This is a genomic window from Aequorivita sp. IT1183 (assembly GCF_058068265.1).
In genome coordinates this window covers 495,938-512,432 of the sequence record NZ_JBYRHS010000001.1, presented here as the reverse complement: position 1 = coordinate 512,432, position 16,495 = coordinate 495,938, and the positions used below count along the sequence as shown (strand labels likewise).

The 16,495-nt window shown below is 36.7% G+C and carries 16 protein-coding genes; 1 reads left to right on the top strand and 15 read right to left on the bottom strand.

All coding sequences use genetic code 11. The annotated features are described in order from the left end of the window. Position 1: 1 nt before the first annotated feature. The 14 genes from AC3RVF_RS02240 to AC3RVF_RS02175 all read right to left on the bottom strand — a co-directional run bounded on the left by AC3RVF_RS02240 (position 2) and on the right by AC3RVF_RS02175 (position 15,120). On the bottom strand, positions 2 to 1,303 hold the full coding sequence (locus AC3RVF_RS02240; RefSeq protein WP_489692638.1) for an MOP flippase family protein: 1,302 nt from the start codon (positions 1,301 to 1,303) through the stop codon (positions 2 to 4). Then, on the bottom strand, positions 1,293 to 2,456 hold the full coding sequence (locus AC3RVF_RS02235; protein ID WP_489692637.1) for a TDP-N-acetylfucosamine:lipid II N-acetylfucosaminyltransferase family protein: 1,164 nt from the start codon (positions 2,454 to 2,456) through the stop codon (positions 1,293 to 1,295). Before AC3RVF_RS02235 ends, AC3RVF_RS02240 begins: the two co-directional genes overlap by 11 nt. A gap of 38 nt (positions 2,457 to 2,494) precedes the next feature. Next, positions 2,495 to 3,625, bottom strand: a complete 1,131-nt coding sequence (rffA, locus tag AC3RVF_RS02230; RefSeq protein WP_489690265.1) for a dTDP-4-amino-4,6-dideoxygalactose transaminase — start codon at positions 3,623 to 3,625, stop codon at positions 2,495 to 2,497. Beyond that, the gene (locus AC3RVF_RS02225) at positions 3,622 to 4,317 is read right to left on the bottom strand and encodes a GNAT family N-acetyltransferase (protein ID WP_489692636.1); all 696 of its coding nucleotides are present in this window, start codon (positions 4,315 to 4,317) and stop codon (positions 3,622 to 3,624) included. Before AC3RVF_RS02225 ends, rffA begins: the two co-directional genes overlap by 4 nt. 15 nt (positions 4,318 to 4,332) lie before the next feature. After that, complete coding sequence (gene wecC, locus AC3RVF_RS02220) at positions 4,333 to 5,541, bottom strand: UDP-N-acetyl-D-mannosamine dehydrogenase (protein ID WP_489692635.1); 1,209 nt, start codon at positions 5,539 to 5,541, stop codon at positions 4,333 to 4,335. Beyond that, a complete protein-coding gene (gene wecB, locus AC3RVF_RS02215) occupies positions 5,531 to 6,667 on the bottom strand; it encodes a non-hydrolyzing UDP-N-acetylglucosamine 2-epimerase (RefSeq protein ID WP_489690268.1) in 1,137 nt (378 codons plus the stop codon). The genes wecC and wecB overlap by 11 nt, the downstream gene beginning before the upstream one ends. Before the next feature lie 54 nt (positions 6,668 to 6,721). Then, on the bottom strand, positions 6,722 to 7,678 hold the full coding sequence (locus AC3RVF_RS02210) for a hypothetical protein (protein ID WP_489690269.1): 957 nt from the start codon (positions 7,676 to 7,678) through the stop codon (positions 6,722 to 6,724). A 10-nt stretch (positions 7,679 to 7,688) separates the two neighbouring features. Beyond that, a complete protein-coding gene (gene rfbD / locus AC3RVF_RS02205; RefSeq protein ID WP_489692634.1) occupies positions 7,689 to 8,552 on the bottom strand; it encodes a dTDP-4-dehydrorhamnose reductase in 864 nt (287 codons plus the stop codon). Continuing rightward, positions 8,549 to 9,094 (bottom strand): dTDP-4-dehydrorhamnose 3,5-epimerase, encoded by a 546-nt coding sequence (gene rfbC / locus AC3RVF_RS02200; RefSeq protein WP_489692633.1) that lies wholly within the window; start codon positions 9,092 to 9,094, stop codon positions 8,549 to 8,551. Before rfbC ends, rfbD begins: the two co-directional genes overlap by 4 nt. A gap of 2 nt (positions 9,095 to 9,096) precedes the next feature. After that, positions 9,097 to 9,954 (bottom strand): glucose-1-phosphate thymidylyltransferase RfbA, encoded by an 858-nt coding sequence (gene rfbA, locus AC3RVF_RS02195; protein WP_489690272.1) that lies wholly within the window; start codon positions 9,952 to 9,954, stop codon positions 9,097 to 9,099. 61 nt (positions 9,955 to 10,015) lie between these two features. After that, complete coding sequence (gene rfbB / locus AC3RVF_RS02190) at positions 10,016 to 11,023, bottom strand: dTDP-glucose 4,6-dehydratase (protein ID WP_489690273.1); 1,008 nt, start codon at positions 11,021 to 11,023, stop codon at positions 10,016 to 10,018. Between the two features lie 5 nt (positions 11,024 to 11,028). Continuing rightward, positions 11,029 to 12,729, bottom strand: coding sequence for a DUF6909 family protein (locus AC3RVF_RS02185; RefSeq protein ID WP_489690274.1), 1,701 nt, complete (start codon positions 12,727 to 12,729; stop codon positions 11,029 to 11,031). Positions 12,730 to 12,752: 23 nt separating this feature from the next. Further along, positions 12,753 to 14,249, bottom strand: coding sequence for a GH3 auxin-responsive promoter family protein (locus AC3RVF_RS02180; protein WP_489690275.1), 1,497 nt, complete (start codon positions 14,247 to 14,249; stop codon positions 12,753 to 12,755). A gap of 7 nt (positions 14,250 to 14,256) precedes the next feature. Further along, on the bottom strand, positions 14,257 to 15,120 hold the full coding sequence (locus AC3RVF_RS02175) for a M23 family metallopeptidase (RefSeq protein WP_489690276.1): 864 nt from the start codon (positions 15,118 to 15,120) through the stop codon (positions 14,257 to 14,259). A gap of 119 nt (positions 15,121 to 15,239) precedes the next feature. Between AC3RVF_RS02175 and tatA the strand changes: the two genes are divergently transcribed. Beyond that, positions 15,240 to 15,431 (top strand): twin-arginine translocase TatA/TatE family subunit, encoded by a 192-nt coding sequence (gene tatA / locus AC3RVF_RS02170; protein WP_489690277.1) that lies wholly within the window; start codon positions 15,240 to 15,242, stop codon positions 15,429 to 15,431. Between the two features lie 75 nt (positions 15,432 to 15,506). Here the strand turns inward: tatA and AC3RVF_RS02165 are convergent, their stop codons facing one another. Then, positions 15,507 to 16,484, bottom strand: coding sequence for a DUF4837 family protein (locus AC3RVF_RS02165; RefSeq protein WP_489690278.1), 978 nt, complete (start codon positions 16,482 to 16,484; stop codon positions 15,507 to 15,509). Positions 16,485 to 16,495: the final 11 nt, after the last annotated feature.

The following is a 16,495-nucleotide window of genomic DNA, read 5'->3' as shown; positions in this document are numbered from 1 at the left end:
TTTATTTCTTTTTTAAAAGTGCCCTTATTTCAGCATACTTAAACTTTGGGATTATAGCAACTAGGTACTCCTTGAGCGAGGCACCCGTTAATCTATAAACCAAAAACCGCCAACTTGGCACCAGCAATATTGCCATTGCAACTGTAATTGCTATTGCTACCGCTTCTATTGAAAATTGTGCGCCAAGAATTATAGCAATTGGCAAAAAGATTAGCGTGAAAACATTCCAGAAAAATTCCAAATCTGTTCTTCCGGTAGCAATAACCAGGCTACCCACAGGGTTTCCGATGGCCCTAAATATCATATAAATACTAAGTATCCGAACCACGGGAACAATGTTGAGGTATTGCTCGCCGTATAAAATGGTAACTATTAGTGGCGCAAAAATTATAATACCCGTATATATTGGAATATTGATGCTGCTAACGGCATTCAACAGTTTTAAATAATTTGTTTTTAGTAATTGAATATCACTCTGCATTTTTGCCAAAATTGGGCTGGCAACGCGTGTAAAAATTGGATTCAATATTTGGGCAGGTCTAAATACAAGTTGTTTCGCAAGGCTATAGCCACCCAATAAATCTGTTCCGAAAAATTTCCCTACAATTAAAATATCCAAATCTCTGTTGAAATAGTTTACCACCTGACTTCCAACCTGGTATATTCCTATTTTTAAAAAAGGTTTGGTTTCTGCATAATTGTAATGAAACAATAGAGGCTGTTTCTTTATCCCAATAATAAAAAACAAAACATTGCTAATAAAGTATTGCGCCAAGGCAGAATAAACTAGGGCATAGACGCCAAAATTTTCTATGGCCAATACAATAGCCAAAATTAACGATATTACGGCGGCAATAATTTCTACCAAGGCAATGGTCTTAAATTCAATTTCCTTTTGTAAAATAGTCTTGTATTGCCTTCCAACGGCCGAAAAGATGATGCCCACTCCCATAAGGGTAATAAGCGGCACCAATAATGGCTCATTATAGAAACCTGCTAAAAGGGGGCTTAATGCAATAATTAGCACGAAGAGGATTAAACTAAAAATTACGTTCAGCCAGTATAAGCTTGCATATTCCTTCTTTTGTATATTCTGTTTGTGGAGTATGGCAGAAGTTATGCCCATATCCATAAACAAATCCATAAATCCGAGAATAAAGGTAACCAGTGCTATTAGCCCGAAGTCGGCCTTATCTAAAAACCGGGTTAAAACTGAAATTTTCAACAACATGCAAATAGCAATGGTCGCGGTTGCAACCGTGGTCCATTTTACACCGTTTATTGCCTGTTTGCTAATACTCATTCACTATTGCTGTCAATTGATTTTGAAGGTCTGTCTCTAAGGTTTCAAAACTTATTTCGGTCGTTAAAACTTGTCTGTTATGGGCAACTTTTTCTGTTTCCAGATTTGTCAAAGCTTCCGTATTCTCTGGGCGCAAATCTTTTTCTATGGAATATATATGAAGCTGTTTTCTTTTTAGATAATGATAAAATGTATTTTTTTCATCCAAATATACCTTTGCGCCCATCCACAACATTGCCAGAATATTACCAATGGCCTGTTGCCTGTAATGATTCATCACTACAATGCCACATTGGGCAATAAATGTATTATACTCCTGTAAAGGCAGAAATGTAGTAATAGGGTGAAAATTTTCTCCAAAAAGGCTCTTTCCATTTTCTACGATTCTATCTGCATAATTCATATCGCCATAATTTACCGGTACAATTATTTTAGTATTGTTTAATGGCATCATTTTTAAAATCTCGAAAGCTTCCAAATGATTGTTCGTTCGGGAAGCGGAATTGCCCACCAGTATATTTTGCTGTGTAACCGTGCTATTCTCAATTCCTTTAAAGATATATTCAATTGGGTAATAAGACATCTTAATATGCCTTACATCTTTGCGCAATAACTGTTTTGATTGCAGCAACGCCACTTCTTCTTCGTGGATTACCCCAAAATTCTTTATTTGCCGCGCAGCTTTTAAAACAGATTTTTCAGGAGTTAGGGAGGCATGTTTTAATTGATAATAGAAGGGTCTTATAGCCTTTTTTATTTTACCCTTAATACTTTCACGGGTTTGGGTTTTGATCGTTTTGGCTCCCATTGTACTGGCAAAATTCGCGGCCGGATTGTCGTAAAGTTCACCACCCCAAAAAAACCAAACAAATTTTTCAGGGTTTTTCGATTTCAAAAAAACTAAGCTTTGGAAGTACATCAAGCCATGAAAAATAACTAAATCGAACTTATTAATCGTGCTCAAGCAATGTGCAAGTCCCTGCGCATTTTCAGAAATTATTTGAAGATTATTCTCTAGTGCGACATATTTTGGCTTTGTAATTCCTTTGGGCAAAAAAACCACAAACTCATTTTTTCCCGGAAAAACATTCTCGAACTGCCAGTAAATACTATTTATAAACTTTTCATCTGAAGTTATATGAAGTATTTTCAAAGGGTTTGAATTTAATTGATGCTATGGCAAAGTTGTTACTAATTTTTATAAAAATCGGAAATGCACTGTACAATATATTCCACTTGTGCTATTTCTAATTCATAGAACAAGGGTAGTCTAATTAAATTCTCGGAATATCTATCTGCGTTAAGGAGGGGTTCGGTCTTGCCGTATAATCCTTCATAAAATGAACTTTTATGAAGTGAAAGGTAATGAAAAACAGCATGTACACCCTTTTCTTTTAAAAATGCAATCAACCCATCGCGTTGCTTCGGGTTTTCAGTAACCACGTAAAACATGTGGGCGTTATTGGTGGCAAATTCGGGGATGGAGGGAAGTGTAATTTTTCCAGATTTTTGAAGATTTTGAAGCCCTTCAAAATAGGTATTCCACAGAATTTTTCGTTTTGTTTGTATCGTTTTTAGATTTTCTAGCTGAGCATATAAAAATGCTGCAATAATATCTGAAGGTAAAAATGAAGAACCAGTATCTACCCACCCATATTTATCTACTTCACCTTTAAAGAAAGCAGAGCGATTGGTGCCTTTTTCCCAAACAACCTCAGATCTGTCCATAAATTTCTTATCATTTATAGTCAGTAATCCACCTTCGCCAGAGATAATATTTTTCGTTTCATGGAAAGAAAAAGCACCTAGATGGCCAATGCCACCTAAGGGTTTTTGTTTGTAATATGAATCTATACCTTGGGCTGCATCTTCTATAATATACAAGTTGTGGCGAAGGGCCACATCCATTATAACATCCATATCTGAAGCAACTCCAGCATAATGCACAACTACAATAGCTTTAGTTTTTGGGGTAATGGCAGCTTCAATTTTCTGCTCGTCCATTCCAGGATGGTCTGTTCTGCTATCTACAAAAACAATTTTAGCTCCCTCACGCACAAAAGCGAGGGCGGAGGTAACGAATGTATAAGATGGTACAATTATTTCGTCTCCAGGCTTTATATTGATTAACAACGCTGCCATTTCTAGCGCGTCTGTACAAGAGGTTGTTAATAGCGTTTTATTGAAACCAAATTTTTCCTCAAAAAAATGTTGGCATTTTTTAGTAAAAATGCCGTTTCCAGAAATTTTGCCAGAGGTTACAGCTTCTGATATATATTGAAGTTCGTTTCCGGAAAGAAATGGTTTGTTAAAAGGTATCATAGATTCCAGTAGTGATAAATATTTGTAATTGATTTTATTTTAAAATCGCATTTTTTATAAAGTCCAACGGCAGCTTGATTATCTATTTGTGTTACAACCTCAACACTTTTATAACCATATTTTGCAGCACTATGTATTGCTTCTTCAATGATTAGGGCACCAATACCTTTTCCTCGTGCGTTATTACTAACCGCAACTAAGCCAATATTTGCAATAGTATCGTCTTTCTTATTTAAAGATGCAAAACCTAGAATATCGTTGCCTTCTAAGTATACAATTATTTCAAAGGCTTCGTTTTTAATAACCAAATTTTCGATCCATTGTAGATACATTCTTTTAAATTCATCATTTCGAAAATTCTCATCTTGGTTGAATCTAGAATATAGCCCACTTTCCAAAGAAAGTTGTTTTAATTGTTCATAGCCTTCTTCAGAAAATTTGAAAGAGCTTATGCATTTATGGGAAGTTATGTTTTTTGGAAAATCAAGTTTGTGTTGAAATACAACCTTTTCATCCATTAGTTTTAAGGGTGCATAATTCAGTTTTTTCTCGGAAAAAACATACACCAACTTAAATGCTTCGCTTGCTTTCTGAAATGTTTCCCAGTTGAAGTCTGAATTATTAGATAGTACTAATTTGCCCACATTATAGCCAAAAAAATCACTATCCCAATTTACCTTCTCTACAAGCATTTATTTTTCAAATTATTAATTGAGTACGCCACAAAAATCAAAAACCTCTATATCTTCTTTTAACTTTAGCCCGCGAAACCCGGTGTGCGCGACTAAAAACACAACGATATCGGCTTTTTCTGTAGCTTCTTTGGTTTCAGTTAACGGGTATTTGCTGTGTTTATTTAAATTAGGCTCCACAAATAAAACTGCAAAACCATCATTTTTAAGCGCTTCTGCAACGTGTAACGCTGGAGATTCTCTTAAATCATCTATGTTTGGTTTAAATGCAAGGCCCATACACGCAATAGTTGCATCTCTGCCCTTTGCAATTTTAAACTGAAGTGCCGCATTCTTTACTTTTTCAATGGCCCATTCTGTTTTGTAATTATTGATTTCGCGAGCAGAGCGAATTATTTTAGATTCTTCCGGAAATTCAGAAACAATAAACCATGGATCCACCGCTATACAATGCCCGCCTACACCCGTTCCTGGCTGAAGAATATTTACACGTGGATGTTTGTTTGCCAAACGGATCAATTCCCACACGTTTATATTTGCTTTATCGCAAATCATGGAAAGCTCGTTTGCAAAGGCTATTTGTACATCGCGCGATGCGTTTTCAACCAATTTGCACATTTCAGCGGTTTGTGAATTGGTTCTATGTAGTTCTCCCTTAACAAAGTGCTTGTAAAACCAAACAGCTTTTTCGGTAGAGGCGTCGTCTATTCCCCCTATTGCGCGATCGTTTTGCTCCAATTCATAAATTACATTGCCGGGCAAAACACGCTCTGGGCAATAAGCTATGTAAATTTCGCCCTTTAGGTCTGGGCGTTCCGCAAAAATTATTTCTTGGATTTTATGGGTTGTACCTACAGGACTGGTTGATTCCAAAATAACCAAAGCCCCTTTACTGATCGTAGGAATTATTTTTTTAACCGCGCTCTCTACATAAGAGAGGTCTGGCACATGATTTTCTTTAAAGGGTGTTGGTACCGCAATGAGATAAACTTCTGCCGCAATTGGCTCTGTGGAAGCTTTAAGATAGCCCTGCTTCACTACATGATGAACCAGGCCGTCGAGATCGGGCTCAACAATGTGAATTTTCCCCTCGTTAATTGTATTAATTACACTTTGTGAAATATCTACACCAGTTACATTTAGTTTTTTGCTCGCTATTAAAGCGGCAGTGGGTAAGCCTATATAGCCTAACCCCATCATTACAACAGTGGGCTTATTTTCCATCTTTTAATGCTTCTATATAATTTACGATTCGTTGCGTTGCTTGCCCATCGCCGTAAGGGTTATGGAGCATGCTCATACTCTTATAATAATCGTGATTTTTCAATAATTTTCCAGTCTCTTCAATAATTCTTTCGGCATCCGTTCCTATTAAAATTACAGTGCCTTCTTCTACCGCTTCTGGGCGCTCGGTAGTTGTTCTAGTAACTAAAACCGGTTTTCCCAAGCTGGGTGCTTCTTCTTGTATTCCGCCGCTGTCCGTAATTATAAGATAGGATTTTTCCATTAGCCAAATAAATGCAGGGTATGCCAATGGTGCTACTAAATATATATTATCGATGCCTCCAAGAAGTTCATTTACGGGGCCTATAACGTTTGGATTTAGGTGAACTGGATATATTATTTGCACCTCCGGATTATTTTCTGCAATGGTTTTCAGGGCAGCGCAAATACTAATAAGTCCATCTCCATGATTTTCTCTTCGATGGCCTGTTACCAGGATTATTTTTTTCTGAAAATTTAAAAAAGTTTTTAAATTTTCAATTTCGGCGTCTTTAAAGTTTTCGGCATTGACCTTATCAATTCCATATAGAAGTGCGTCGATTACTGTATTTCCAGTTACCAAAATATTTTCCTCTTTTGTGTTTTCGGCCAAAAGATTTTTCTTGGAAAGTTCAGTAGGCGAAAAATGGTAATCTGCTATTTTTCCCGTTAGCTGCCTATTAAATTCTTCGGGGAAAGGATATTGCCTATCAAAGGTGCGTAAACCAGCTTCTACGTGGCATATTTTCGCGCCGCTATAAAAGGCTGCAATACCAACTGCCATAGAAGTTGTAGTATCTCCGTGAACGTAAACATAGTCTGGTTTTACCTCGTCCAATACGGCCTTCATATTTTCAATGATGGTTGCCGTTAAGGAATACAGATTTTGATTTGGCCGCATTAAATCTAGGTCGAAATCTGGAGTTATTTCGAAAAAATCAAGAACTTGATCTAGCATTTCACGGTGCTGTGCGGTAACGCAGACTTTGGTGATAAAATTTGGGTTCTTTAAAAATTTTTGAACCAAGGGAGCCATTTTTATAGCTTCTGGCCTTGTTCCAAAAACGATTAGATTTTTCTTTTTCATTAAATTATTCTTTAAAAAAAATATTTTTAACTAAATGCGATGATTAAAGCACCATTATTGGGATGAATATTTTTTTAAATTTTTAAAGACGTACATAACGAAAAATACTAGCGAAAACAGGAGAACTAGGTATATGGGATATTTAATTTTATTTGATACCTGAAAGATTTTTTTAGACTCCAAATTATAATCGGCACTTATCATTTTAATAGGTACGTTAAAGTCTATAGCCTGCATTTTAAGTTCCACTATTTCTTCTATCAATTGCCTTTTTCTGTCAATAAGATTAAATAAATCGGTTCCGTTATTAATTGAAACATTAGCACCGCCACTATTGGCAATACCGTTCATTTTCATAACAGAGTCAATTTGGGCAATCATATTATAATGTTCCTTAATGTCAAGCTCATTGTTTTCCTTATAGATTTTTTGATAATCCTTAAAGTGTTCATTGTCGTTTAAATATTGGAGCAATTTGCTTACAATTTTAGAAGCTTCGTTTCCACGAACTGCAATACTCATGCGGTGATATTTATAATACTTACTAGTTGCAAGATCTTCTGCATACTTAGAAAAATCTTGGTTTTCAGCAATAAGCCTTAAAACATCAAAATTTCTATACGATTTTGAAATAAAATTATAAATGTCTACAATGGGGTTCAGTTCAATGGATCGGATTTTTTTAAAATCGTTGCCAAAAATATTTTTAAGATAGATTGAATCGCCTTGGGCTATTTTAATATTAATAGCCTCCGCTCTTCCGTACATATAATCTACGCTCTCAAAATTTGGAATAACGATAATTTCAGTGTCATAGATTTTTTCAGAATTATAATCCTTATAATATCCATATCCAAAACCTATAAGCACGAGAACAAGCAGGATAATAAAGTACTTTTTTATAAAGTCCATGGCCTGAAAAAGGGCTCTAGCCAATTGCTTTAAAAAATTATTCGATTTTCGAAATAAATACCCTAAATCAACCTCTTCCGATGAGTTTTGCTGTGCCATAAATAAAATTTTATAAATTATTGGTATCTAGTTTTAATACAAATTGTAAACTTTCTTTCCAATTTGCATAGTCTAAATTCAACTTATTCTGTGCCTTAGTGTTATCCAATACACTGTACTGTGGCCTCGCGGCAAAAGTACGGTAATGGTTGGTTTTTGCAAGATTTGTATCTTTTAATTTTCCAGCTTGCTGAAGTATCGCTTCTGCAAATCCAAACCAAGTAGTTTCACCTTTATTGCTGTAATGGTAAACGCCATAATCTACTGAATCTTGTGCAATTATTTTTAAAAGCGCTATGGCCAAATCATTTGCATTTGTAGGGGTTCCCGTCTGTTCGGTGGTAATAGTAAGTGCTTTTCCTTCTTCGGAATATTTTAAAATGGTTTTTAAAAAATTATGCCCGTATTGCGAATAAAGCCACGAGGTTCGGAAAATGAAGTATTTATTGCAGATATCTTGAATAAATTCCTCGCCCTTTAATTTGGAAGCACCATAAACATTCAAGGGGTTGGTGATATCTGTTTCGGAATAAGGTGAAGTTTTTTTGCCGTCAAAAACATAATCTGTAGAAATATGCAGCAAAACGACATCGTTTTCTTTACAAGTTTCTGCAATATTTTTAACTGCTTCAGCATTAACGGCGAAAGCACTTTCAGGTTCGCTCTCTGCTTTTTCAACATTCGTGTAAGCAGCTGTATTTATGCAATGTGAAAAGTTATTCTTGGAGAAGTATCCTGAAAGCAATTCGGCATTTTCAATATCCAGTTCTTCTTTTGAAACAAAGACAAACTCGAAGTCGGGATATTCGGTAGCCGCATATTTTATGCATCTTCCCAATTGTCCGTTAGCGCCTGTTACTAATATTTTTTTCATGAAATTACTTCCTCGAAAGTGAGAAGTTCCAAATCCTTTTCGGAAATAATAAATTCTTCCTTTGGAAGATGCCAATCCAGCGCTAAGGTTGCGTCGTTATAAATGATTCCATTTTCTGAAGCTTTATCATAATAATTATCGCATTTATACGAAAATATAGACTCTTTTGAAAGGGTAATAAATCCATGTGCGAAACCCCTTGGTACAAAAAGCTGCAGATGGTCTACATCGTCCAAAATAATGGAAAATGATTTTCCGAAAGTCTCAGAATCCTTCCTAATATCTACCACAATGTCTAAAATCTTGCCTTTTAATACCCTAACCAACTTTGCCTGCGCCATTTCTCCATCCTGGAAATGAAGTCCGCGCAACACCCCTTTTGAGGAAACAGATTGATTATCTTGCACAAAATCTACGTTTAAACCTGTAGTTTTTTCGAAGACCTTTTTGTTGTAAGTTTCATAAAATAGGCCACGCTCATCTTTAAACACGGCCGGTTTAAGTATAAAACAATCTTTTAAGGGAGTTTTTTGTATTTCCAAATCTAATCTAATTGAAGTAAATGTTTTCCGTAACCGCTTTTTAGTAATGGTTCGGCTAAAATTATTAATTGCTCTTTTGAAATGTAGCCCATTTCATAGGCCGCTTCTTCTATCGCGCCGATTTTTAGGCCTTGTCTTTCCTCAATAACCTCCACAAATTGCGCGGCCTGCATTAATGAAGCGAATGTTCCGGTATCCAACCAAGCCGTACCTCTATCGAGTATGCTCACGCTCAATTTGCCCAGTTTTAAGTATTCATTATTTACATCTGTTATTTCTAGTTCTCCACGGTCGCTGGGTTTTATGTTTGCAGCAATTTCTACCACACTGTTATCGTAAAAATAGATTCCTGGAACGGCGTAATTAGATTTCGGCGATTTAGGTTTTTCTTCAATTGAAAGAGCTTTTCCGTTTTTATCGAATTCCACAACGCCATAACGTTCGGGGTCTAAAACGTGATAGGCATAGATTACTCCACCATCGGGATTGTTATTGGATTGCAATAATTCTTTTAAACCCGAACCGTAAAAAATATTATCGCCGAGAATTAAAGCGACTTTATCATTTCCGATAAAATCCTTGCCAATTACAAAGGCTTCTGCAAGGCCGTTGGGGTTTGCCTGTTCAGCATACTCAAAGTTGCAGCCCAGTTTTTTACCATCGCCCAAAAGTTGTTTAAACAACGGTAAATCCTGCGGTGTAGAAATAATTAAAATATCGCGAATACCAGCAATCATAAGTGTTGACAACGGGTAATAAATCATCGGTTTGTCGTACACTGGCATTAATTGTTTACTTACTGCTAATGTAATTGGGTGTAAACGTGTACCTGATCCTCCTGCTAAAATTATTCCTTTCATATATTGTTATTTTACCACTAATTCACGATTAAACAATGATTTGTGAATCTGTGGCGCAAAATTATAATCTATTTCTATTTTTTAAATACCAAGCAATGGTTTTTTGAATTCCTGTTTCAAAATTCTCTTCTGCCTTCCAACCTAATTCTTCTTCAATTTTTGTAGCATCTATTGCATATCTAAAATCGTGGCCGGGACGGTCCTTTACAAAGGTAATTTGTTCTTTATACGAAGTATTCTTAGGGAGCATTTCGTCCAGCAATTCACAAATAACATTTGCAATATAGAGGTTTTCACGCTCATTGCGGCCGCCAATATTGTAGGTTTCTCCGAGCTTTCCTTTTTCCAAAGCTAAATACAGGCCACTACAGTGATCCATTACATAGAGCCAATCTCGAATGTTTTTTCCATCGCCGTAAATAGGGATAGCTTCTCCCGAAATTGCTTTACGAATTATTGTCGGAATTAATTTTTCCTTATGCTGAAAAGATCCGTAATTATTGGAACAGTTGGTAGTTACAACAGGTAAACCGTAAGTGTGAAAATAACTGCGCACAATAAAATCTGAGGAAGCTTTAGAAGCACTATACGGGCTATTGGGTGCATAGGATGTTTCTTCCGTAAAAAGACCTGTTTCGCCTAAAGTTCCATAGACCTCATCAGTAGAAATGTGTAGAAAACGGGCGTTTTTGAATTCTTCTTTTAAATCGTTCGGCCCGTTCATCCATGTTTTATATGCGCTTTGCAGCAAATTGAACGTACCTACAATATTTGTTTGAATAAATTCCGAAGGACCAGTGATAGAATTGTCCACATGGCTTTCCGCAGCGAAGTGAACAACCTTCTGAAATTGATGCTCCGAAAATAGTTTTTGAATCAATTCGTCATCGCAAATATCTCCTTCTATAAATGTAATTTTATCTGAAACGGCCTCCAAATTCTTCAAGTTTCCGGCATAAGTGAGCTTGTCCAGTACAAAAATTTCATCTTTCGAGTGTTTCAGAAAGTAGTGCACATAATTAGAGCCTATAAATCCTGCACCTCCGGTAATCAGTACTTTATCATTCATTGAAGTTATTTTTTAGGTGTGTCTAAAATTTGATTTAACATCTTTTCAGTAATTAAATAGGTGGGTTTTACACCCGTTGTTCCTAATCCGCCCGATGCTAAAGTACTTCCTGTTTCCAATGGGTTATCAGAGGCGTAATACGCATAACGCACCTTCACTTTTGGGCTAATACTTCGGCGAATTTTTGCAGCAGCTTGTATTGCCTTTTGATAATGTGCGCCTTCCATTTCTAGCCCAATTACATTCCAAGTAGAATTGTGGAAAAACTTAAGCACATCCCTATTTTGAAGCGAAGTTCCCAAAACAGAAATCATCGTTCCAGTACAAACATTTACGGAATCATCTTTAAAATCTGCCTTTTCCAATTTATTTTTAAACGGATAATTATCTGCAGTTCCTTCAAAAACGTGGGCAGACGGAATCATAATGTCGCCTTTTCCACCTTCTAAAATTCCTGCTTTTCCCATAATTGAGACAGAAACTACATTTAATAAATGTCGTTCTTTATTATCATCTATGTATGGTTTTAAAAGCTCGTCCATCGTTTCGTAGGCTTGTTCGCCAAAAGCGTAATCCATTACAACAATTACGGGTTTTTTTGAATCTTCAACTTCTTTTAATCCTTCAGTGTATGCACTTTCCTTTATTTTAGCAGTGTCTATAATCTGAATGTCGATATTGGTTCCGCTCTGATCTTCAATAAAAATCATTCCTTCTGCCAATGCTGTTTTAGTAACTTTTTCGCGTAATTTTAAATTAACGGGGCTGCTCAGCGCCTCAAAAACCTCCATAGGTTTCTTCTTTAAAAACTCGCTAGCAATCGCAGTGGGAGCGTACAAGCTGTTCATAACACTGTGCATATTTGCACTTATAATATGCACTGGCCGCTCTAACAAGCCCTCTTGCTGCAGTCTTTGTTTTATACTAAAAGCCCATTGTTCTCCGTGAATATGATGCCCCAAACGCTCACGCAATACCGGGCTAAACGTAATTATACGTTTATTGTCTGCCAGAACCTCCTGGATTGCCAATTTCCCTAAAAAGTAAATAATATTGAAAAAACGATTTTCATTCTTTTCACTGGCGAAAAAAGGATACACATTTTTCACCTCCTGAAAAGTTCTTCCAAGGAAGTTGGCGGTGTGCGTTAAGGCTACTTCCTTTTCTTCCTGTGTTAACTTGCCTTTCTTTAGTACGGCTTGTTCCAACTTCTTCCAATCTCGGATTACTTCTCCACTCTCATCGATTAGCACCTGCTTCATAATCTTGTGCGATTCAATGAAAAGGAAAGTTAAGTGTGTAAGAATATCATAGATTTCTGAACGTCCACGAGTGATTTCAATATTCATCTGTTCCGAATCTATCCGGTAACAATTTCTGCGACGTTTCAGCGGAATGATAGGCTCAAAATGTGAATTTTTATAGCCTTCATCGCTGGTTAAGTTTATGAATCTACATTCCTCTATTCCGTAGGGTAAACGGTCCATAACGTAAAGCAAGCCCTGTAATTCAATTTTGTCTTCTTTTATGGAGCCATAAATTTCAGGTCGAAGCGTTAATAAAGATTCGCGAAGCGTTTCTCCAGAGACCCCCATAGGCTTGTAAAATCCACGGTTAAAAAGGTGGCGCATGGTTATGTACAGTCGCTCAATGGCCTGTGTACTTTCTTGTGCGCGGGTACGTGTGTGTGATTTTAATTTATTCATTGGGTGCAAAGATAACACTAATTTTAAGGCTGAATTTTAATTAAGGCATCTGCAATTTTGCGGTCGTTAGATAGTCTCGGCACTTTATTTTGTCCGCCAAGCTTGCCTTGCGATTTCATATAATGCTGAAAACTATCTCTTTTAAGTGAAGTAATTTTAAGCGGCTGCAGCACTTTTCCTACTATTAAATCGAAATAATACGAGTTTTGTTGTTGCATTTCTGCATCGAGAAATTCAACCACTTTTTGAAGATTTTCAGGAGCCTCGTCAAATTCAACAAGCCATTCATGATATGGAAGATTTGTTTCAGATGGCGTTATTTGCGGAGCAACGGTGAATTCTGTAATAGTAAAGTTGAATTTTGTTATTGCTTTTTTCATCGCCTCTTCAACCTCTTTGCCAATTACGTGTTCGCCAAAGGCAGAAATAAAATGTTTTATTCTTCCCGAAACAATAACACGATACGGTTTAGTTGAAGTAAACTGCACGGTATCGCCCAGATTATACGCCCAAAGTCCCGCGTCTGTTGAAATTATCATCACGTAATTGACGCCAATTTCAACTTCGCCGATTGTTAATCGTTTTGGGTTTTCTTCAAAAAAGGATGAAGCTTCAACGAATTCATAAAAGATTCCTGAATTTAAAAGCAGCAACATTCCTTTGTCTTTCTGGCTATCTTGAAAGGCGAAAAACCCTTCACTGGCAGGAAAAAGCTCGATGCTATCTACTTTTCTTCCTATTAAATTTTCAAATTTGGCGCGATACGGTTCAAAATTTACGCCGCCATAAATAAACAGATTGAAGTTTTTGAAAAGGTCGCCAACTTTCTTCCCAGTATCTTTCTGAAGTTTTTCAAAATACATTTGCACCCACGACGGAATACCGCTTATAACGGTCATGTCTTCATTTTTAGTCTCTTCAACCACGGTATCTACTTTGGTTTCCCAATCGTCAATGCAGTTTGTTTCCCAACTAGGCAAACGGTTTTTTTGCAAATATGCAGGAACATAATGTGCAACAATTCCTGAAAGTCGGCCCAACTTAATGCCGTTCTTTTCCTGCATTTCTGGGCTTCCTTGTAAAAAAATCATTTTGCCGTCTACAAAATCTGCTTTTCCAGTTTCATTTATATAACACAGAATTGCATTTCGAGCAGCTTGAATATGATGCGGCATTGATTCCTTAGTTAACGGAATGTATTTAGCACCCGAAGTTGTACCCGAAGTTTTAGCAAAATAGAGCGGTTTTCCGGGCCATAAAACGTTTTCTTCACCAGAAACCACACGATCTACGTAGGGTTTCAATTCTTCGTAATCACGAATTGGAACGAGCTTCGCAAATTCTTTAAAGGAGTTGATATTTTCAAAATGATGATCTTTTCCGAAGGCTGTATTTTTAGCATCGGAAAGCAGTTTTTCAAAAACTTTTTGCTGGGTTTCAATAGGGTTTACAACCCATTTGTGAATTTTATTTACTTCAATTTTAGCAAATATTTTAGCACCGAAGGATTTTAAGGACATAGTTTAATCAATTAAAATCTACAAAACTAGTTGGATTAACGGGGAAGCCATCGCGCCATAATTCAAAGTGCAAATGTGGCCCAGTGGTGAGTTCGCCAGTATTGCCAACGGTGCCAATTACTTCGCCAGCTTTAACAATTTCGCCCTGCTCTTTAGTGAGCATTGCATTGTGTTTATAGACTGAAATTAAGTTATTATCGTGTTTCAAAATAATAACATAACCAGTAGCGGCAGTCCATTCTGCAAAAATTACTGTGCCGTCGGCAACGGCTTTTACTGGAGAATCTTTTATTGTAACCACATCTACTGCGTAATGCTTTGTTTTTGAATCGTAACCTTCAGTAATGGTTCCTTTAACCGGAGCAAAAAGTGCGTATGTCTGAACCTGAGGTGCAGTTAGCGGATTGTATTTATCTTCCTTTGCCACAGCTTGGCGGAGTAATGAATCTTTTCTTGAAGTTCGTATTAAAACCGAAGGATCTGTTTTAGCTACTTCAATGATGGAATCTTTATTGAAATTTATTGTTTTAACGTCGCCTGTAAGCACTTTTTTGATTGAGGCAAGGTATTGCTCATTTACATTTATAATCTGCTGCAGCGAGTCTGTTTTGTATGTTAATTGTGTGGCGTTCTTTTTTAACGCAGTGGAAGAATAGCCAGGAATATATTCGCGGAGTGGTGTAAAAGCGATAATAAAAGTGGTTAAAAGAATAAGAATTAACGCAAAAAGGGTGCTGAAAACAAACACATTAAACCTGTTGAGCTTAAATGAAAAACGCTCCTCGAAAGTTTCTTCATTTAGAATAACCAATCGGTATTTGTGCAATAGCTTTTTTCTAAACTTTTTGGCTCTTTTTTCTTTTTGGATCATAATATGCAATTGCTTTTTACAAATATAAAATAAACTAAAGCGCCACACGCTAAAGTTATCCTCAAAACGTTCTATCTAAACATTTCTTGTTACCTTTGCTTAATTAAATTATCAAAATTATGAATGCATTACTTATTACTTTAGGTGTTATTGGCCCTTGGCAAATTATATTGATTGTTGTAATCGTACTATTGCTTTTCGGTGGAAAGAAAATTCCAGAACTAATGCGTGGTTTGGGTAGCGGTCTTAAAGAATTCAAGGATGCTTCTAAAGAAGAACCAACAGAAAACAAGATAGACGAGAAAAAATAAAATCTCGTTTCTATTTTAAAAAAAGAGCCTTTCAGTATATACTGAAAGGCTCTTTTTTTGGGTCTATTATTAAGATTATTCTATTTTGGCAGAATTCAATATAGATTCCAATTCAAATTGAAGATCTCTTTTCGATACTGCTGGAGCATACGTAAAACCTTCTAAAATTAAATAACGATTGTTTTTCTCGTCGCGAACGGCGTAGTTTACAAAAGGGCCACCCATCCAGTCGTCTTTTACTTCCCAAGTTCCCTTGGTTTCATAAGCAAATTTTCCATCAATCTTTGTAGTAAAAAGATACGGAGCATAAGCGTCTTCAGTAACAAACTGTCCGTCATCTTCTACGGGCAGCAATCTACTTCCTATAGAATCGCGAATCTTTATAATGTCGCCAACAGCCGTACTGTCATTGGTTATCATAGATAAAGGCACTTCATAAATAAGTATGTTAGTAGTGCCATCTTTAAGATCTTTACGCATCCAGAAAAAACTGTCGGTTGCCTTTGCAATTCTATAGGCACTCGGAATTTGCAAGCTAACGCCCATTACTTTTCTTAGCGAATCGGTTGCCATTAGCGAAATAGCGGTTCTGCGTTGGCGTTCCTTTATTTCGGAAGCGTGAAAAGATGCAATAATTTGCGCAGCATTTTTATTGATAAGCTCTACCAGTTTTTCTTCTGAAGAAGCTTTTATAATTGCTCCAGATTGTGGTTTAGCGTATTCATCAGTGGTTACAGTTACCTTGTCGTCTTCACTTAAAACCACATATAAAAAAAGCCGATTGCTACGGGCGAACCCCGAAAAAGCATCTGGCGGCATTTGATTCATAGAAAAAAGCGGCTCGTCTTGCGGAAGTCCGTCTGCGGGAGCTGCAAAATTATTTCGAATGGCTTCTCCCACCACGCCGTTCCATAGATTGTTGGGGGTGATAATTTGAAGCGCATTAATGTTTCCTACAGAATTGGGAACAAGTGATTTGTCTTTGGTGCCGCCTCCGTTGCAAGAAGTAAATGCAACGAATAGCGAAAACAATGCAATAGTGAATAGTTTCATTTAAAGGATGT